The sequence below is a fragment of the Citrobacter sp. Cpo103 genome, from assembly GCF_030332605.1.
Taxonomy (GTDB): domain Bacteria; phylum Pseudomonadota; class Gammaproteobacteria; order Enterobacterales; family Enterobacteriaceae; genus Citrobacter; species Citrobacter portucalensis.
Genome location: NZ_JAOWHO010000036.1, coordinates 72663 through 91346, shown reverse-complemented (window position 1 = coordinate 91346; position 18684 = coordinate 72663). Strand labels below are relative to the sequence as shown.

General features: G+C 52.3%; 22 protein-coding genes. 16 read left to right on the top strand and 6 right to left on the bottom strand.

Translation table 11 applies throughout. The annotated features are described in order from the left end of the window. Positions 1-113 precede the first annotated feature (113 nt). Positions 114-863 (top strand): esterase, encoded by a 750-nt coding sequence (gene yjfP, locus OGX89_RS23425; RefSeq protein ID WP_063941654.1) that lies wholly within the window; start codon positions 114-116, stop codon positions 861-863. Here the strand turns inward: yjfP and ulaR are convergent. Next, positions 860-1615 (bottom strand): HTH-type transcriptional regulator UlaR, encoded by a 756-nt coding sequence (ulaR, locus tag OGX89_RS23420; RefSeq protein WP_003025646.1) that lies wholly within the window; start codon positions 1613-1615, stop codon positions 860-862. The two genes, yjfP and ulaR, sit on opposite strands and share 4 nt — an antisense overlap. 106 nt (positions 1616-1721) lie before the next feature. Continuing rightward, positions 1722-2786: an L-ascorbate 6-phosphate lactonase gene (gene ulaG / locus OGX89_RS23415; RefSeq protein WP_003025649.1), complete on the bottom strand. Its 1065-nt coding sequence runs from the start codon at positions 2784-2786 to the stop codon at positions 1722-1724. A 367-nt stretch (positions 2787-3153) separates the two neighbouring features. Here ulaG and ulaA point away from each other — a divergent pair, with 367 nt between their 5' ends. From ulaA to OGX89_RS23385, 6 genes are read left to right on the top strand one after another with little or no spacing between them, the layout of a single operon-like run. Then, positions 3154-4551, top strand: a complete 1398-nt coding sequence (gene ulaA / locus OGX89_RS23410) for a PTS ascorbate transporter subunit IIC (RefSeq protein WP_003830456.1) — start codon at positions 3154-3156, stop codon at positions 4549-4551. Positions 4552-4566: 15 nt separating this feature from the next. Beyond that, positions 4567-4872 carry a PTS ascorbate transporter subunit IIB gene (gene ulaB / locus OGX89_RS23405; RefSeq protein WP_003025655.1) on the top strand — a complete coding sequence of 102 codons (306 nt, stop codon included), beginning with the start codon at positions 4567-4569 and terminating at the stop codon, positions 4870-4872. A 10-nt stretch (positions 4873-4882) separates the two neighbouring features. Further along, positions 4883-5350, top strand: a complete 468-nt coding sequence (gene ulaC / locus OGX89_RS23400; protein WP_003830454.1) for a PTS ascorbate transporter subunit IIA — start codon at positions 4883-4885, stop codon at positions 5348-5350. Between the two features lie 12 nt (positions 5351-5362). Further along, positions 5363-6013 (top strand): 3-keto-L-gulonate-6-phosphate decarboxylase UlaD, encoded by a 651-nt coding sequence (gene ulaD, locus OGX89_RS23395; RefSeq protein WP_003025660.1) that lies wholly within the window; start codon positions 5363-5365, stop codon positions 6011-6013. Positions 6014-6022: 9 nt separating this feature from the next. Beyond that, positions 6023-6877 (top strand): L-ribulose-5-phosphate 3-epimerase, encoded by an 855-nt coding sequence (locus OGX89_RS23390; protein WP_003830452.1) that lies wholly within the window; start codon positions 6023-6025, stop codon positions 6875-6877. After that, the gene (locus OGX89_RS23385) at positions 6877-7563 is read left to right on the top strand and encodes an L-ribulose-5-phosphate 4-epimerase (protein WP_063941652.1); all 687 of its coding nucleotides are present in this window, start codon (positions 6877-6879) and stop codon (positions 7561-7563) included. Before OGX89_RS23390 ends, OGX89_RS23385 begins: the two co-directional genes overlap by 1 nt. A gap of 131 nt (positions 7564-7694) precedes the next feature. Here the strand turns inward: OGX89_RS23385 and yjfY are convergent, their stop codons facing one another. Then, entirely contained in the window at positions 7695-7970 is a 276-nt protein-coding gene (yjfY, locus tag OGX89_RS23380; protein ID WP_003025668.1) for a DUF1471 family protein YjfY, read from the bottom strand. Between the two features lie 299 nt (positions 7971-8269). Here yjfY and OGX89_RS23375 point away from each other — a divergent pair, with 299 nt between their 5' ends. From OGX89_RS23375 to OGX89_RS23345, 6 genes are all read left to right on the top strand, one after another. Beyond that, entirely contained in the window at positions 8270-9034 is a 765-nt protein-coding gene (locus OGX89_RS23375) for a TSUP family transporter (protein ID WP_003830447.1), read from the top strand. Between the two features lie 158 nt (positions 9035-9192). Further along, entirely contained in the window at positions 9193-9588 is a 396-nt protein-coding gene (gene rpsF / locus OGX89_RS23365) for a 30S ribosomal protein S6 (protein WP_003025672.1), read from the top strand. Positions 9589-9594: 6 nt separating this feature from the next. After that, positions 9595-9909: a primosomal replication protein N gene (gene priB / locus OGX89_RS23360; RefSeq protein ID WP_003025674.1), complete on the top strand. Its 315-nt coding sequence runs from the start codon at positions 9595-9597 to the stop codon at positions 9907-9909. Positions 9910-9913: 4 nt separating this feature from the next. After that, the gene (gene rpsR / locus OGX89_RS23355; RefSeq protein WP_000135199.1) at positions 9914-10141 is read left to right on the top strand and encodes a 30S ribosomal protein S18; all 228 of its coding nucleotides are present in this window, start codon (positions 9914-9916) and stop codon (positions 10139-10141) included. A 41-nt stretch (positions 10142-10182) separates the two neighbouring features. Then, positions 10183-10632 (top strand): 50S ribosomal protein L9, encoded by a 450-nt coding sequence (gene rplI / locus OGX89_RS23350; protein WP_003025676.1) that lies wholly within the window; start codon positions 10183-10185, stop codon positions 10630-10632. A gap of 142 nt (positions 10633-10774) precedes the next feature. Beyond that, positions 10775-11698 carry a DMT family transporter gene (locus OGX89_RS23345; RefSeq protein ID WP_008786017.1) on the top strand — a complete coding sequence of 308 codons (924 nt, stop codon included), beginning with the start codon at positions 10775-10777 and terminating at the stop codon, positions 11696-11698. Positions 11699-11762: 64 nt separating this feature from the next. Here OGX89_RS23345 and OGX89_RS23340 read toward each other — a convergent pair whose 3' ends face one another. Further along, positions 11763-12413 carry a LysM-like peptidoglycan-binding domain-containing protein gene (locus tag OGX89_RS23340; protein ID WP_003830442.1) on the bottom strand — a complete coding sequence of 217 codons (651 nt, stop codon included), beginning with the start codon at positions 12411-12413 and terminating at the stop codon, positions 11763-11765. A gap of 219 nt (positions 12414-12632) precedes the next feature. On the opposite strand from OGX89_RS23340, the gene bamJ reads away from it, so the two are divergent. Together bamJ and cycA are read left to right on the top strand one after the other, a co-directional pair. After that, the gene (gene bamJ, locus OGX89_RS23335; RefSeq protein WP_032934269.1) at positions 12633-13253 is read left to right on the top strand and encodes a BamJ family beta-barrel-assembly machinery protein; all 621 of its coding nucleotides are present in this window, start codon (positions 12633-12635) and stop codon (positions 13251-13253) included. A gap of 308 nt (positions 13254-13561) precedes the next feature. After that, entirely contained in the window at positions 13562-14971 is a 1410-nt protein-coding gene (gene cycA, locus OGX89_RS23330) for a D-serine/D-alanine/glycine transporter (protein WP_003830438.1), read from the top strand. A 145-nt stretch (positions 14972-15116) separates the two neighbouring features. On the opposite strand, the gene ytfE is transcribed toward cycA, so the two are convergent. Further along, positions 15117-15779 carry an iron-sulfur cluster repair protein YtfE gene (gene ytfE, locus OGX89_RS23325; protein ID WP_003025690.1) on the bottom strand — a complete coding sequence of 221 codons (663 nt, stop codon included), beginning with the start codon at positions 15777-15779 and terminating at the stop codon, positions 15117-15119. A 244-nt stretch (positions 15780-16023) separates the two neighbouring features. On the opposite strand from ytfE, the gene OGX89_RS23320 reads away from it, so the two are divergent. Continuing rightward, positions 16024-17595: a methyl-accepting chemotaxis protein gene (locus tag OGX89_RS23320; protein ID WP_126957068.1), complete on the top strand. Its 1572-nt coding sequence runs from the start codon at positions 16024-16026 to the stop codon at positions 17593-17595. A gap of 68 nt (positions 17596-17663) precedes the next feature. Here OGX89_RS23320 and OGX89_RS23315 read toward each other — a convergent pair whose 3' ends face one another. Continuing rightward, a complete protein-coding gene (locus OGX89_RS23315; RefSeq protein WP_063941648.1) occupies positions 17664-18629 on the bottom strand; it encodes a DMT family transporter in 966 nt (321 codons plus the stop codon). Positions 18630-18684 lie beyond the last annotated feature (55 nt).

The following is an 18684-nucleotide window of genomic DNA, read 5'->3' as shown; positions in this document are numbered from 1 at the left end:
AATGAAAATGTTGCGAAAGCGTAACCCAGTTCTCAACATTATGAATCATTGCCGAACACATTCGCTTGCGTTAAGTATTGCTGCATGGCATACCAGAAAGAAAGAGGCGACAAATGATCGAAATTGAAACACGACAGTTGGCGGGTATACCTGTCCTGCACGCCGTTCCGGCTGGCAAACGCGAATGTTCACTCCCTTGTGTTATCTTCTATCACGGGTTTACCTCTTCAAGCCTGGTTTACAGCTATTTTGCCGTTGCGCTGGCTCAGGCCGGGTTCCGTGTCGTCATGCCAGATGCGCCCGACCATGGCGCTCGCTTCAAAAGCGATGCCAGGGTGCGAATGCGCCGCTTCTGGCATATTTTGCAGCAAAATATGCAGGAGTTTACGACGTTACGTGCGGCGCTGGAGGCGGAAAATTGGCTTTCAGATGAGCGGCTTGCCGTCGGTGGGGCGTCGATGGGGGGAATGACAGCATTGGGCATAATGGCGCGCCATCCTGAGGTTAAATGTGTAGCCAGCCTGATGGGTTCAGGCTATTTTACCCGGCTTGCGCAGACGCTTTTTCCCCCTTTACTGGTTCAGACCCCAGAGCAGCAGGCGGAATTTGATGCCGTTATCGCCCCGCTTGCCGAATGGGATGTTACGCATCAGTTACCACGCCTCGCTGACAGGCCGTTGCTGCTGTGGCATGGACAGGATGATGATGTGGTGCCGGCTGTTGAAACCTTCCGCTTACAGCAAGCGCTGATTCAGGCAGGTTTGGACAACAATCTGACCTGCCTGTGGGAAGCGGGCGTACGACATCGCATCACGCCAGAAGCGTTGGCCGCAACAGTGACGTTTTTCCGCCAGCACCTTTAAACGCGCATAATGCTCACGCCCTGAGCTTCAAGCTGTTGCAGAATCTCAGGGTTTGCATTTTTGCCAGTAATCAGCATGTCGATTTGGTCGGCGCGACTGAACAGCATTCCCGCACGTTCACCGACTTTACTGCTATCGACCAGTACCACCAGTTTGCCCACCACGTTAAGCATCTTCTGCTCGGCCATCGCGGTCAGCATATCCGTTTTATACAGTCCGTCCGCGGTCAACCCTTTGCCACTGGTGAACATCCAGTGCCCGGCATACAGGCTATTTTCACTGCCTTGCGGGCTAAGCGTGATGGATTGGCTTTTGTTATATTGCCCTCCCATGATGATCACGCTGTCATGCTCCTGGTCGATCAGATAGTTCGCCAGCGGCAGATAATTAGTGATGATCTGCACCGGCTTGCCGCACATTTCGCGACCCAGCAGAAAGGCGGTCGATCCGCAGTTGATCACCACGCTTTCACCTGCATTCACAAGCTGGGATGCCGCCTTGGCAATGCGAACTTTTTCATCGTGGTTCTGTGCCTGGTGCAGATTCATTGGCGTCCAGCGCGGTCGCTGCTGGGTAATAGCTTCTGCGCCGTTGCGGACTTTCTTGAGTTTGCCGCTTTCATCGAGTTTGTTGATGTCCCGGCGTGCTGTGGCGGGTGAAATCCCCAGACGCTCAATCACGTTCTCAACGGTAACAAAGCCCAACTGCGCCAGCATATCCAGCAATATTTGATGTCTTTGTGCTTCAGTCATGAGCTATTCCGATACAAATTGATTTGAAAAGATGATATTTGAAATAGCCTGGAAATACTAAAGTAAATGGGAAAAAATGCCGGGATGGCCCGGCATTTTGTGTGGATCACAAGAACGATTTAAACGGTAAATCCGGTTCAATCGTGAAGCAGTCGTCAAAGCCGCGCGGATAGTGATATTCAAAGTTATCTTTGTCCAGCGGCCAGGTGAACTTGCCACCCACCTGCCAGATAAAAGGCTTAAAGCCATACTTCAGCCGATCCTTTTTCATCTCCCACAGTACGCGGATCTCCTGAGGATCGGCCTGGAAGTTTGACCAGATATCGTGATGGAAAGGGATCACCACTTTTGTATTCAGGGCCTCCGCCATACGCAGCATGTCGGAACTGGTCATTTTGTCCGTAATACCCCGTGGGTTCTCGCCGTAGGATCCGAGCGCGACGTCGATCTGGTGCTCATTGCCATGCTTTGCATAGTAGTTGGAGTAGTGTGAATCACCGCTGTGATAAAGCGTACCGCCCGGCGTTTTGAACAGATAGTTTACGGCGCGGGCATCCATACCATCCGGCAGCACGCCTGCCGCTTTTTGATCGGCAGGAAGCGTGATCAATGCCGTACGATCAAACGCATCAAGCGCATGAATTTCAATATCTTTCACTTTCACCACATCGCCAGGTTTTACCACGATGCAGCGCTCTTTTGGTACACCCCAACCGATCCACAGATCCACACAAGTCTGCGGTCCAATAAACGGCACGTCGTCGGCACAGTTCTGCATGACGGCTGCCGCAACATTTACGTCGATGTGATCGTTATGATCGTGCGTGGCCAGCACCGCATCGATCTGACGAATGGCAAACGGATCAAGAACAAACGGCGTGGTGCGCAGGTTTGGCTGCAGCTTCTTCACGCCCGCCATGCGTTGCATCTGGTGACCGGTTTTCATCAGCGGGTTACCGTGACTCTGTTTACCCGTACCGCACCAGAAATCGACGCAGACGTTAGTTCCGCCTTCAGACTTTAGCCAAATACCGGTACAGCCAAGCCACCACATAGCGAAAGTGCCAGGTGCGACCTGTTCCTGCTCGATCTCTTCATTGAGCCAGCTTCCCCACTCCGGGAATGTGCTCAGAATCCATGATTCACGCGTGATGCTTTTTACTTTACTCATCGCAATTACCTTCATGTTTGTTCAAATTGAATCAAATTGTGATTTGTTTTGATTGATACTGACATCATTTTATCAAGAAGGCAATGCGCTGATTTTTGGTGTTGAATGGAAATATGTGAACAAATTACAAAGTGACAAGATGGTTTATATGAAATGTATTTTTGTATTTTATTGTTTTAAATGAATTTATTTTGACGTGTATGAATTTGAAGTAAATCCACTCTGCAAGTAAGAGAATTATTTGCGTACTTCATCACATTTAATCAAATTCAATCTTGTTGTGATTACTTTTGAAAATTAGAGTGAGGGCACAACATCCTGGGCATCTGTAATGAATGTTCAGCAACTTCGTCTACTGGAGATCGTTATGGAGATCCTCTACAACATCTTTACCGTCTTTTTTAATCAGGTCATGACCAATGCACCGTTGCTGTTGGGTATTGTGACCTGCCTCGGCTACATCCTGTTGCGTAAAAGTGTCAGCGTCATTATCAAAGGCACGATCAAAACGATTATCGGTTTTATGTTATTGCAGGCAGGGTCGGGCATTCTGACCAGCACGTTTAAACCGGTGGTGGCGAAGATGTCTGAGGTTTACGGTATCAATGGCGCGATCTCCGATACCTATGCCTCCATGATGGCAACCATCGAACGAATGGGCGATGCATACAGTTGGGTAGGGTACGCCGTACTGTTAGCGCTGGCGCTGAACATTTGTTACGTACTGCTACGGCGTATTACCGGCATTCGAACCATCATGCTGACTGGGCACATCATGTTCCAGCAGGCGGGGCTGATTGCTGTCTCTTTCTACATCTTTGGTTACCCGATGTGGACCACCATCATCTGTACCGCGGTGCTGGTGTCGCTCTACTGGGGCATTACCTCCAATATGATGTACAAACCGACGCAGGAAGTAACTGACGGTTGCGGTTTTTCCATCGGTCACCAGCAGCAGTTCGCCTCCTGGATTGCTTACAAAGTCGCGCCGTATCTGGGTAAGAAAGAGGAGAGCGTAGAAGATCTCAAGCTGCCAGGCTGGCTGAATATCTTCCATGACAACATCGTTTCCACCGCGATTGTGATGACCATCTTTTTCGGGGCGATCCTGCTCTCTTTCGGCATTGATGTGGTTCAGGCGATGGCGGGTAAAACCCACTGGACGGTGTATATCCTGCAAACCGGTTTTTCGTTTGCTGTCGCTATCTTCATCATCACCCAGGGCGTACGTATGTTCGTTGCTGAACTTTCAGAAGCGTTCAACGGTATCTCTCAACGTCTGATCCCCGGCGCGGTGTTGGCTATCGACTGCGCAGCCATTTACAGCTTTGCCCCCAACGCGGTGGTCTGGGGCTTTATGTGGGGCACCATCGGCCAACTGATTGCGGTAGGTATTCTGGTTGCCTGCGGCTCTTCCATCCTGATTATCCCAGGCTTTATCCCGATGTTCTTCTCGAACGCCACCATCGGCGTATTTGCTAACCACTTTGGCGGCTGGCGCGCGGCGCTCAAGATTTGCCTGGTGATGGGGATGATCGAAATCTTCGGCTGCGTTTGGGCGGTGAAACTCACCGGTATGAGCGCCTGGATGGGCATGGCGGACTGGTCAATTCTGGCACCGCCGATGATGCAAGGCTTTGCCTCCATCGGCATCGTGTTTATGGCCGTCATTATTCTGATTGCACTGGCTTATATGTTTTTCGCAGGACGCACGTTGCGCGCTGAGGAAGACGCAGAAAAACAACTGGCAGAACACTCTGCTTAATAAGGAGTTCCGATTATGACCGTACGTATTCTGGCTGTGTGTGGCAATGGGCAGGGCAGTTCCATGATCATGAAAATGAAGGTGGACCAGTTTTTAACCCAGTCAAATATTGACCATACGGTAAACAGCTGCGCTGTGGGTGAATACAAAAGTGAACTGAGCGGCGCGGATATCATCATCGCCTCTACGCATATCGCCGGTGAGATTACCGTTTCTGGCAATAAATATGTCGTTGGCGTACGCAACATGCTGTCTCCTGCCGATTTTGGGCCAAAACTGCTGGAAGTGATCAAAGCGCATTTCCCGCAGGACGTGAAGTAGGGGGCGGCATATGAAATTACGTGACTCGCTAACAGACAATAATTCCATCCTTTTGCAAGCCGAGGCCAGTACCTGGCAGGAAGCGGTAAAGCTTGGTGTGGATCTGTTGGTTAAGGCCGATGTGGTTGAACCACGCTACTACCAGGCCATCCTTGATGGCGTTGAGCAGTTTGGCCCGTACTTTGTGATTGCGCCTGGCCTGGCAATGCCGCACGGCCGTCCGGAGGAAGGGGTCAAGAAAACTGGTTTTGCGCTGGTGACGCTGAAATCACCGCTGGTGTTTAACCACGAAGATAACGACCCGGTCGATATTCTGATAACGATGGCGGCAGTTGACGCCAACACACATCAGGAAGTGGGCATCATGCAGATCGTGAATCTCTTTGATGACGAAGCCAATTTCGACCGTTTACGCGCCTGTCGCACCGCGCAGGAAGTGTTGGATTTAATTGATAACGCCACTGCGGCGGCTGTTTAAAAGGATACCAAAATGTCATTACCTATGTTGCAGGTTGCGCTGGATAACCAATCAATGTCTTCTGCGTATGAAACGACGCGTCTGATTGCCGAAGAGGTCGATATCATTGAGGTGGGAACTATTCTTTGCGTGGCAGAGGGTGTGCGCGCCGTTCGCGATCTGAAGGCGCTTTACCCGCATAAAATTGTGCTGGCGGACGCCAAAATTGCCGATGCGGGAAAAATCCTCTCCCGCATGTGTTTCGAAGCCAACGCTGACTGGGTCACCGTCATCTGCTGTGCGGATATCAACACCACCAAGGGGGCACTGGAGGTAGCGAAAGAATTTAACGGCGACGTGCAGATTGAACTGACCGGTTACTGGACCTGGGAGCAGGCCCAGGAATGGCGTGACGCAGGGATTGGGCAAGTTGTGTATCACCGCAGCCGTGATGCGCAGGCGGCGGGCGTGGCGTGGGGAGAAGCGGATATCAGCGCGATCAAACGCCTGTCCGAGATGGGCTTTAAAGTCACCGTCACCGGCGGTCTGGCGCTGGAAGATCTGCCGCTGTTTCAGGGAATTCCGATTCACGTATTTATTGCCGGTCGCAGCATTCGTGATGCCGCCTCTCCGGTGGAAGCGGCCCGTCAGTTCAAACGTTCTATCGCCCAGCTGTGGGGATAAGGAGCGACTATGTTGTCGAAACAGGTCCCGCTCGGTATTTATGAAAAGGCACTCCCCGGCGGGGAGTGCTGGCTGGAGCGTTTGCAGCTGGCGAAGGAACTGGGCTTTGACTTTGTCGAAATGTCGGTTGATGAAACCGACGCTCGCCTGGCGCGTCTTGACTGGAACCGCGAGCAGCGACTGGCGCTGGTGGCCGCAATCGCTGAGACAGGGATACGGGTACCGTCCATGTGCCTGAGCGCTCATCGTCGTTTCCCGCTTGGTAGTGAAGATGATGCGGTACGCGAACAGGGGCTGGAGATCATGCGTAAAGCCATTCAGTTTGCGCAGGATATCGGTATTCGCGTTATTCAACTGGCGGGTTACGACGTTTATTACCAGCAGGCCAATAACGAAACGCGTCGTCGGTTTCGCGATGGGCTGAAAGAAAGCGTAGAGATGGCGAGCCGTGCACAGGTGACGCTGGCGATGGAAATCATGGATTATCCACTGATGAATTCGATCAGTAAGGCGCTGGGATACGCTCACTATCTCAACAATCCGTGGTTCCAGCTGTATCCCGATATCGGCAATTTGTCGGCGTGGGACAACGATGTGCAGATGGAGCTGCAGGCGGGAATGGGCCATATCGTTGCCGTACACGTGAAGGATACCAAACCCGGCGTATTCAAAAATGTGCCGTTTGGTGAAGGGGTTGTCGATTTCGAACGTTGTTTTGCGACGCTCAAACAGAGTGGGTATTGCGGGCCATACCTGATTGAGATGTGGAGTGAAACGTCGGACGACCCGGCACGTGAAGTGGTGAAGGCGCGCGACTGGGTGAAAGCGCGTATGGCCAGCGCCGGTCTGGTGGAGGCGGTATAATGCAAAAACTCAAACAGCAGGTTTTTGAGGCCAATATGGATCTGCCGCGCTACGGGCTGGTGACGTTTACCTGGGGTAATGTCAGCGCCATCGACCGCGAACGCGGGCTGGTGGTGATTAAGCCCAGCGGCGTCGACTACCATACAATGACAGTGGACGACATGGTAGTTGTGGATCTGCACGGCAACGTGGTGGAAGGACGCTATCGTCCTTCTTCCGATACCGCCACCCATCTGGCGCTGTATCGTCGCTATTCCTCTCTTGGCGGCGTGGTGCATACTCACTCAACCCACGCGACGGCATGGGCGCAGGCAGGTCTGGCAATACCCGCGCTCGGTACGACGCATGCGGACTACTTCTTTGGTGATATTCCCTGCACCCGGGCGTTAACTGAAGCGGAAGTTCAGGATGAGTATGAGCTAAATACCGGCAGGGTGATTGTTGAAACGCTGGGGGAGGTGGAACCTTTGCATACGCCAGGCGTAGTGGTGTACCAGCATGGCCCGTTTGCCTGGGGCAAAGATGCTCACGACGCGGTACATAACGCGGTGGTGATGGAAGAAGTGGCAAAAATGGCATGGATTGCGCGCGGTATTAATCCGGCGCTCAGCCCCATCGACAGTTATCTGATGAATAAGCACTTCATGCGTAAGCACGGCCCAAATGCCTATTACGGGCAGAAGTAGGAATAAACGTTCCGGAGCCAACTCTTCATGGGGATGAGATCGGTCTGGCTTCGGGATTGTTTTGCAAAAAAAGCCCCCAGTGAAGGGGGCAAGTCAAACTGTGGCAATGTTCTCGTTGGTTATTTCTGGTGTTAACGATAAATATCTGCACTGGCGTGCATATTTCCGTTACTACCGGGTTCCCTGGTGAGGATCACGTGGTAGTAGGTTGCGCCTTGCGCATCGGTCTCTTCATTCAGGGCCTGAGTGGCTTCACTTTCAGTGGCGAAGTTATGATTTATGTAAATGACGCCTAAGCTCTGCACATCATCCATGTTCCTGGCCTGATGGTTATCAATTTTGATGGCTGCCGTTGCATTTGCACTGAGCAAAAGCACAGCCAGAAGGGTCAAAACACGGGCTCGCATATGTACCTCCTCGACTGCGGTCTCTGGTTGCCTCTCTCCTGTGAGTGATTAACTTCTGATGTAATTTTAACCGCTACCAGCGCAGTCGATAGCGACCATTTCTGATGCAGTTGTTCAAAAAATTACCGCATAGCCATCTTTTCTTTAATTAACAGTCTGCTGGTGTATACCGCTGCGGTGAAAAAATACCTGCCTTTCGCGCATAAGCTCTTACCAAATAGTCAATTTAATCGGTTGAGTACGCCGTTTATAGTGAGCCGGATAATTAATATAACTTTATGATAATAAGGCAAAAACTTATGGATACTTCATTCATGGATTTCAGCTATTTCGTGGTTATGTTTATGGTCGCGCTGGTGGCTGGCTTTATTAACGTGGTGTCGGGCGGTGGTGGATTTCTCTCTATTGGCGCACTCTTAATTTCTGGTTTACCCCCGGCTAATGCGCTGGCAACCAATAAAATTCAGGCTCTGGGTAGCTCTCTGACCTCTGGAATTTACTTTTTACGCCGGGGACATATCAACGTGCAGGAGCACAAGTATGTGTTTTTATCTGCCTTTATCGGTTCTGCGCTGGGAACGACGCTTATCCAGTTCATTGAACCGGAATTGCTGAAGAAACTGCTCCCAATCCTGATTATCGCAGTCGCCATTTACTTTATTTTTGCGCCAAACCTTAGCGAACCGAAAAGAAAGCAGCAGGTATCCCTGTTTCTCTTCTCGTTGATCGGTGGGGGATGTATTGGTTTTTATGATGGCTTTCTCGGTGCTGGGGCAGGTTCCTTTTATACCCTCAGCTATATTCTGCTGTGGGGATACAGTATTGATAAAGCGCAAATCCACTCGAATTTTATTAACCTGGCGTCGAACATCGCCTCGATTTTGTTCTTCATTTTCGGTGGTAAAATGATCTGGTCGCTTGGGCTGGTGATGTTTGCAGGGCAATCCCTTGGCGCACGTCTTGGTGCGACAGTCGTACTGACGCGCGGTAAGAAAGTCATCCGACCCATGATTGTCATTGTCTCCATTTGTATCAGCATCAAAATGCTGCTGGATATGTATTAATAGCGACATGATAAATAATCGTACAAGCACCTTGAGTTTACCTGCTGACCCCAGTATTATGACGCGTCATTTTTCAGCCGACCTTTAACACGTTCCTTGCCTCCATGGGCCTCGGCTGACCCAGACAGGAGGCTGAATAATCCGTAAGGAGCAATTCGATGCGTCATTACGAAATCGTTTTTATGGTCCATCCTGACCAGAGCGAACAGGTTCCGGGTATGATCGAACGCTACACTGCTGCCATCACTGGTGCAGAAGGTACGATCCACCGTCTGGAAGACTGGGGTCGCCGTCAGCTGGCTTACCCGATCAACAAACTGCACAAAGCTCACTACGTTCTGATGAACGTTGAAGCGCCGCAGGAAGTGATCGATGAGCTGGAAACTACCTTCCGCTTCAACGATGCCGTTATCCGCAGCATGGTTATGCGTACTAAACACGCTGTTACCGAAGCATCTCCGATGGTTAAAGCGAAAGACGAGCGTCGTGAACGTCGCGATGATTTCGCTAACGAAACCGCAGATGATGCTGAAGCTGGGGATTCTGAAGAGTAATTTCTGATGACCAACCGTCTGGCGTTGTCCGGCACTGTGTGCAGGGCCCCCCTTCGAAAGGTCAGTCCATCAGGAATTCCTCATTGCCAGTTCGTGCTTGAGCATCGTTCTGTGCAGGAGGAAGCCGGGTTTCACCGGCAGGCGTGGTGCCAAATGCCCGTTATTATTAGCGGACACGAAAACCAAGCCATTACTCACAGTATAACGGTCGGTAGCGCAGTGACCGTTCAGGGGTTCATCTCTTGCCACAAAGCAAAGAACGGCCTGAGCAAAATGGTTCTGCATGCCGAGCAGATTGAATTGATAGATTCTGGAGACTAGCCATATGGCACGTTATTTCCGTCGTCGCAAGTTCTGCCGTTTCACCGCGGAAGGCGTTCAAGAGATCGACTATAAAGATATCGCTACGCTGAAAAACTACATCACCGAAAGCGGTAAGATTGTCCCAAGCCGTATCACCGGTACCCGTGCAAAATACCAGCGTCAGCTGGCTCGCGCTATCAAACGCGCTCGCTACCTGTCCCTGCTGCCGTACACTGATCGTCATCAGTAATCGGTCACGGTCCATTAATACGACTTTGAGAGGATAAGGTAATGCAAGTTATTCTGCTTGATAAAGTAGCAAACCTGGGTAGCCTGGGTGATCAGGTTAACGTTAAAGCGGGCTATGCTCGTAACTTCCTGGTACCACAGGGTAAAGCTGTTCCTGCTACCAAGAAAAACGTTGAATTTTTCGAAGCGCGTCGCGCTGAGCTGGAAGCTAAATTGGCTGACGTTCTGTCCGCTGCTGAAGCTCGTGCTGAGAAAATCAACGCACTGGAAACCGTAACCATCGCGTCTAAAGCTGGCGACGAAGGTAAACTGTTCGGTTCCATCGGTACTCGCGACATCGCTGACGCTGTAACTGCAGCTGGCGTTGAAGTAGCTAAGAGCGAAGTTCGTCTGCCGAACGGCGTTCTGCGTACCACTGGCGAGCACGAAGTGAGCTTCCAGGTTCACAGCGAAGTGTTTGCTAAGCTGACTGTAAACGTAGTTGCAGAATAAGTTTTTATTCTGATGACCGCGTAAAAGCGCCGGCCCTGTGCCGGCGTTTTGCTTTTCTGTTCCCCCGCTTTTCTCTCTGGCTATTCTTTATCCTTTTCGGGATAATCACAAAAATAAAACATTATTTCAAAGTGGTGATGGAATGGAACCAACGCACCAACCTCTGTTTGCACGTAAAAATGTTGTCTACCTGAGCGCGGCGTTCTGCTGCCTGCTGTGGGGGAGTGCCTATCCGGCGATCAAAAGCGGATATGAGATCTTCCAGATTGCCACGGATGACATTCCCTCAAAGATTGTCTTTGCCGGATATCGCTTTCTGTTTGCGGGATTATTGCTGCTACTGCTGGCGGTAGCGCAGCGTAAACCGATTGGCCGGTTAAGTCCGCGTCAGTACGGCCAACTCACGCTGTTGGGGCTAACGCAAACCTCGCTGCAATACATCTTCTTCTACATTGGCCTGGCGTTCACGACGGGAGTGAAAGGGTCCATCATGAATGCGACCGGGACCTTCTTCAGCGTGCTGCTGGCCCATTTTATCTACCATAACGACAAACTGAGTTACAACAAAGCGCTGGGCTGTATTCTCGGCTTTACCGGCGTAATGGTGGTGAACTTTAGCAGCGGAATGGATTTTAGCTTCAGCCTGTTAGGTGACGGCTCAGTAGTGATGGCAGCTTTTATTCTCTCTGCTGCCACGCTATATGGAAAACGTATTTCTCAGACGGTGGACCCGACGGTAATGACAGGGTACCAGTTGGGCGGTGGCGGCCTGGCGTTGGTTATCGGCGGCTACGCTTTTGGCGGCACGCTAACCGTACACGGTGCATCTTCGGTGGCGATTCTCGGCTACCTGACGTTACTCTCTTCGGTCGCTTTCGCCTTGTGGAGTATTCTGCTCAAGCATAATCGCGTGGGGATGATTGCGCCGTTTAACTTCCTGATCCCGGTTTCGGGAGCAGTACTGTCGGCAATATTCCTCGGTGAAAACATTCTCGAATGGAAATATGCGGTAGCGCTGGTGCTGGTGTGTTCGGGGATCTGGTGGGTGAACAAGGTGAAACGCTGACGTTTCACCTTGATGCCTGATGGCGCTATCGCTTATCAGGCCTGGAATCGCGGGGTCACAGCGCTTAACGGGCGCGGATAAAACTGCCGTTAGGCTGGCGGGTAAACAGTACTTGCTGACCATTCCCGGTATCAATGGTTAATCCCGTCACCACGCCATTGGCATTCTGCCTGATCTGTATCATCTGACCGTCTTTCAGATTGCTCAGTGGTTTTCCGGCGCCTTCAACCTGTGCCATCGCATAGACATCGGTTGGCGGGAGGTTATGGTCACGGAATACCTGCGCCAGCGTTTTACCTGAGTCTACGCGGTAGGAGCGCCACTGCTGGTCAATTCCGCTATCCTGTTGGAAAGGTTGTGTCTGCGGCTGAGATTGCTGGACCTGAGGCTGCGCATCAGGTTCTCCTTCCTGGATTGGCTCTGGCGCAACCGGAGCGACCTGGCCGGGATCATTTTGCGGCGCGACGAGCTGTGCCTGCAGTTGAGCCTCGGTCGGTGGCTGCGACTGTGACTGTAAATCCAGCTGGGCAGTACGCGTCACCACAGGGGCATCGCTGGTGTCACTGGAAGGGAGCAGGAAACCTATCACCAACACAATAGCGGCAATAATAATGCCGCGGCGGTGCATAGGCGGTAGCGGGTCCATAATGCGAAAATTGTCCGGTGCATGCCAGATTTTCGCCAGGGTTGGTTTTAATTCAAAGCGCCCGGGCATGGCTTTCCTCCTGCTCCGCGTCTCGTTCCTCGATCATAGAGTATAGATGGCTAACGCTATGATGTTCGTCATATTACCCGCTTTCGTGACGTCAACGCGGGATATTCCTATTGTTTATGTTTCCTCGCGATTTGTCATCTGTTCCCGAGACAAAGTTTTACCGGATGCGGCATGGCTGATATGCTGCCCGCTACTTTACATCCGATGAAAGGAAATATGATGGCTAACCCGACTTTTGACACTATCGAAGCGCAAGCAAGCTACGGCATTGGTTTGCAGGTAGGACAACAGCTGAGCGAATCCGGACTGGAAGGACTGTTGCCTGAAGCGCTGGTAGCGGGTATCGCTGACGCGCTGGAAGGTAAGCACCCGGCAGTGCCGGTTGATGTTGTGCATCGCGCACTGCGTGAAATCCACGAACGCGCTGACGCAGTACGTCGCGAGCGTTTCCAGGCTATGGCGGCTGATGGCGTCAAATATCTGGAAGAAAACCGTGAGAAAGACGGTGTGAACAGCACTGAATCTGGTTTGCAGTTCCGTGTTCTGACCCAGGGTGAAGGTGCTATTCCGGCACGTACTGACCGCGTTCGCGTGCACTACACCGGTAAACTGATCGACGGTACCGTGTTTGACAGCTCTGTCGCACGTGGCGAACCAGCTGAATTCCCGGTTAACGGCGTAATCCCAGGCTGGATTGAAGCGCTGACCCTGATGCCGGTAGGTTCCAAATGGGAACTGACTATTCCTCAGGAACTGGCTTACGGCGAGCGTGGCGCTGGCGCGTCCATTCCTCCGTTCAGCACGTTGGTGTTCGAAGTTGAGCTGCTTGAGATCCTGTAAGCAGTGACTTCTGTTCCCCCCAAGGCCGGGGGGAACAAAAAAATAGCGTGAAAAGCTATAGTTACGTCGTTGTCGATATTTTATCTTGCAAATGCCCCATCAGCGTGTATTTTTGTGAGCTGGTTCGCGCTATCAGAGTGATATGACACTCACTTTAAACATTAAATTAACATTATATCTAAATCTTAGTATTCATCCCGCCAATTCTTACCTAATATCGATGAGTCCTGATAACAGGATCGTCGTATCATAGACACACTAAAGGCCGTAGAGCCTGAACAACACAGACAGGTACAGGAAGAAAAAACATGGTAGATCAGGTAAAAGTCGACACCGCTGAAGAGGCGTCGTCTGAACAGTCGCTACGGCGCAATCTCACAAACCGTCATATTCAACTTATTGCCATTGGTGGCGCTATCGGTACTGGCCTGTTTATGGGCTCCGGTAAAACCATCAGTCTCGCCGGACCGTCGATCATCTTTGTGTATATGATCATCGGTTTTATGCTGTTTTTCGTGATGCGTGCAATGGGTGAATTGCTGCTCTCAAATCTGGAGTACAAATCGTTTAGTGATTTCGCCTCTGACCTGCTCGGGCCATGGGCCGGGTATTTTACCGGTTGGACCTACTGGTTTTGCTGGGTCGTTACCGGGATGGCAGACGTGGTCGCGATTACCGCGTATGCGCAATTCTGGTTCCCCGAACTGTCAGACTGGGTCGCCTCGCTGGCGGTGATCGTGCTGCTGCTGAGCCTCAACCTTGCCACTGTAAAAATGTTTGGTGAGATGGAGTTCTGGTTTGCGATGATCAAAATCGTTGCCATCATCGGCCTGATTGTCGTCGGTCTGGTGATGGTGCTGACGCACTTCCAGTCGCCAACCGGCGTTCAGGCATCTTTCACGCACTTGTGGAATGACGGTGGCTGGTTCCCGAAAGGTCTGAGCGGCTTCTTTGCCGGCTTCCAGATAGCGGTGTTCGCGTTTGTGGGTATTGAGCTGGTGGGTACGACCGCAGCGGAAACCAAGGATCCGGAAAAATCGCTGCCGCGCGCCATTAACTCGATTCCAATCCGTATCATCATGTTCTACGTGTTCGCGCTGATCGTGATTATGTCCGTTACGCCGTGGAGCTCGGTAGTGCCAACCAAGAGCCCATTCGTTGAACTGTTTGTGCTGGTTGGTCTGCCTGCTGCGGCGAGCCTGATCAACTTTGTGGTACTGACTTCAGCTGCCTCTTCTGCAAACAGCGGCGTGTTCTCTACCAGCCGTATGCTGTTCGGTCTGGCGCAGGAAGGCGTTGCGCCTAAAGCGTTTGCCAAGCTGTCTAAACGCGCAGTTCCGGCGAAGGGTTTAACCTTCTCCTGTATCTGTCTGCTGGGCGGCGTGGTGATGCTGTACGTGAACCCGAGCGTGATTGGCGCCTTCACCATGATCACCACCGTATCGGCGATTCTGTTCATGTTCGTCTGGACCATCATTCTTTGCTCATACCTGGTGTACCGCAAGCAGCGTCCTCACCTGCATGAAAAATCAATCTACAAGATGCCGTTAGGCAAGCTGATGTGCTGGGTATGTATGGCGTTCTTCGTCTTCGTACTGGTACTGCTGACGCTGGAAGATGATACCCGTCAGGCGCTGATCGTCACGCCGCTGTGGTTCATCGCGCTGGGTCTGGGCTGGTTGTTCATCGGTAAGAAACGTATGGCAGGTACGCGATAATTGCTAAGCAGTGAGATGTAGGCCGGATAAGGCGTTTACGCCGCATCCGGCGCTGCGTTTATCAGGTCTACGTTCTGACACAAAAAAGGCCACATATGCAGTGGCCGAATTCGGACTTCAGAAAGGCGCTCTCGGGCGCCTTTTTTTATTCACCTGCGAGGGCACGCGGGAACAACACATTGTTTTCCAGGCTGATGTGTTCCATCAGGTCGTCGATCATCTCGTTAATGCCGTTATACATGGCTTTCCAGGTAGTGCAGGCCTCTGGTGGCGGCGTTACGTTATGGGTGATGTGTTTGATCACTTCTACCAGTTCACCCGCATCGTCATGTTCGCTTTCCATCACGCTGATTGGCCCCATCGCCTGGCTACCCATGCCCTGTTTGATCATCGGGAACAGGATCTGTTCTTCTTTCATCATGTGGCTGGACAGCTCTTCATGCAGCATGGTCAGGTTTTTCGCCAGACCGCGCGGTACGTTCGGTTTGTCTGCGTGAACGCGTTCAACTTTAGTGGCCTGCAGGATCAGCTCCGGCAGCTGTTCGCGGTGTCTGTCGTGATAACGCACGATGATATGGTCGATGATTTCAGCCAGAGCCACGGTACGCCAGTCTTTCTCCAGCGGCTGTTCAGCCAGCTGCGCAAGCTGCGCCTCAATAACGTCTAAATCCAGCTCTTTACGCGCGGCAGCGCGTGCCAGCGTTTGCTTACCGCCGCAGCAGTAATCCATATCGTATTTACGAAACAGGGCCGAAGCGCGAGGAATAGAGAGCGCCAGTTCACCTAAAGGTTGATCGCGATATGACATTGCCGTTACCTCATTCTCAATAATATAAGATGTATTTTAAATGCAACTTATGGCAAAGGATATAACCCTTTCGGGGTGGGGTGTTTTGTGATGGATGTCACGAAAATTTCTTATCTCGTTAAGATGCTGAATCTTATTGGAAAGGAGAGGTACGGTGAAAAAAGCCGCACGACAGGATTAAATAAGCGCACGCCGCTGCCGATAGTTAGACCTCAGACAATACCTGCATAATAAAAGGCTACAGATGTTCAAACGAATCAAAGTGATAACCTTACTTATCACCGTGTTACTCGCGCTGGGCGCAATGCAGCTCATCTCCGCGGGCGTCTTTATTGGTGCACTCAATAACGATAAGCAGAACTTTAACGTGTCTCAACTTTCCAGCCAGAACGTGGCCGAGTTTACCGATGCGTGGATTAGCCTGAACCAGGCTCGCGTCACGCTCAACCGGGGCATGCTGCGTTTACAGGGAACGATGGCCAGCGAGATTAACGGCGGTCAGTTGCAGGAGCTGGTGAACACGGCAAATCGCCTGTTGGCCGAATCGAAAGATCATTACGATAAATACTACGCTCTGCCGGAAACGCCTGGGCTGGATGAGCATCTGGCCGATCGACTGGAAGAGCAGTACGGCATCTATTCTGCGACGCTGGCAAAAATGAACGTGCTGCTGGCTGAAGGAAAGCTGGAAGAGATGTTCAAGCAGAATGCCGAGCAAAAGCAAACGGCCATGCAGGAAGTTTATCGGCAATGGCGTAGTGCGCAAACGGCGCTGGCCACTGCCGGAGTGCAGGACAATGAGAGTGATTACCAGAAGATAATCTGGCTGCTGTCCGCGGTGATGCTGATTGTCGTCACCGTGATTATCGCCAGTTGGCTGGCGATGCAGCGAGTGCTGCTCAAGCCGCTCCACGAGGTGATGGGACATATTCGCCACATTGCCGCAGGCGATTTGACGCACCCCATCAGCGCCGATGGCAGTAATGAAATGGCGCTGCTGGCAAGCAACGTCCGTGACATGCAGCAGGCGCTGGCGAATACGGTCAGCGTGGTGCGTGACGGGGCCGATACCATCTATACCGGCGCGGGTGAAATCGCCGCAGGCAGTAACGATCTCTCTTCACGTACCGAGCAGCAGGCCGCCTCTCTGGAAGAGACTGCTGCCAGCATGGAACAACTTACCGCAACCGTGAGACAGAACGCAGATAACGCGCGTCAGGCGACCAGTCTGGCAAAAAATGCTTCACAAACGGCGCAAAAAGGCGGAAACGTGGTCGATGGTGTGGTGCGTACGATGGATGAAATCGCCACCAGTTCCAGCAAAATCGCGCAAATTACCAATGTTATCGACGGCATTGCCTTCCAGACCAATATCCTTGCGCTAAACGCGGCGGTGGAAGCGGCGCGTGCGGGCGAGCAGGGACGCGGATTTGCCGTGGTCGCAGGCGAGGTTCGGACGCTGGCGCAGCGTAGCGCCCAGGCGGCGAAGGAGATCAAAGCGCTGATTGATGACTCGGGGTATCGGGTCAATGCCGGCACGGCGCTGGTGCATGAAGCGGGCGAAACGATGGCGGAAATAGTTAGCGCCGTGACCCGCGTGACCGACATCATGGGGGAGATTGCCTCAGCTTCTGATGAACAAAGTCGGGGTATCGATCAGGTAGGCCAGGCGGTTGCCGAAATGGATCGCGTGACCCAGCAAAACGCCTCGCTGGTAGAAGAGTCCGCTTCCGCCGCTGCCGCGCTTGAAGAGCAGGCCGCGCGGTTGAACCAGACGGTAGCGGTGTTTAAAGTGTCGCGCCGGATGGCGGCGTAAATGCCTTATCCAGCCTACATGAGATCGTACAATCCTTGTAGGCCGGATAAGCAGCGCCATCCGGCACATTATGATTGTGAAACCACCACGACGCTCGGTTTCTGCGGCTTGGCTCTGACGGCTATCACCACCCCAACCATCAGCAGCGCAATACCGCTAACCGTCAGCAGAGGTGGAAATTCCTCGCGCAGAATAAAGGTGTACAACAGGCCAGCCAGCGTTTCGAAGACAATCAGCGGGCCGAGGATCACCGTCGGTAATTTTTGGCTGGCGACGTTCCAGCACAATGCGCCAACCCACGAACACAATACCGCAATGGCTATCATCAGACCGATAAACACGCCCGGACGCGGACCGAAGGGCAGAGCGAAGTCCGGCGTTTGCCCGTTAAGCCACAGGCAGGCGGCAATGTAACCGACCAGAGAAACAGGCAACGTTACCAGAGCCTGGGCCGTCGCCCACATCATCGGGTGCTTATCCGGATTCTCGCGCAGCCAGCGGGCATTACGCAGCGCATACCATGCCCAACACACCACCGAGACAAGCGCCAGCGCGATGCCGGAACCATAACGCCAGCCACTAAAGTCTGGTAACCCCTGATTCAGCTCCGAGATATTCACGCACAGCAGTCCTATACCAATCAATACCAGCGCAGGCGACAGACGCCACCATGATAATTTGCCGTCACGCTGGCTGTAGAGCAGGTTAGCGAAGACCGGGATCACCACCGGTAATGTACCAATAATCATCGTGGAGACCGGTGCGCCGGTGCGCTGGATGGCGCTTGCCAGGCAAACGTAATAAATCAGATTCCCCATCATTGTTAGCGTCAGCGCAGTTACCCAGTCTTTCCGCACAAGTTGACGCAGGCGCGCACGTCCCAGCCAGGCAATCGGCAATGCGATCAGCCCCAGCGCCAGATAACGCCCCATCGACTGCAATACCGCCGGGTATTCCGGTACGATCAGCGGTCCAACAAAAATTAATCCCCACATCAGCCCGGCCAACAGGGCATACAACACACCGCTAATCATTTTTGACATCCACATCGTTTAACAATGAGTCGAGTGTAGGCAGGAAAAATGCCGC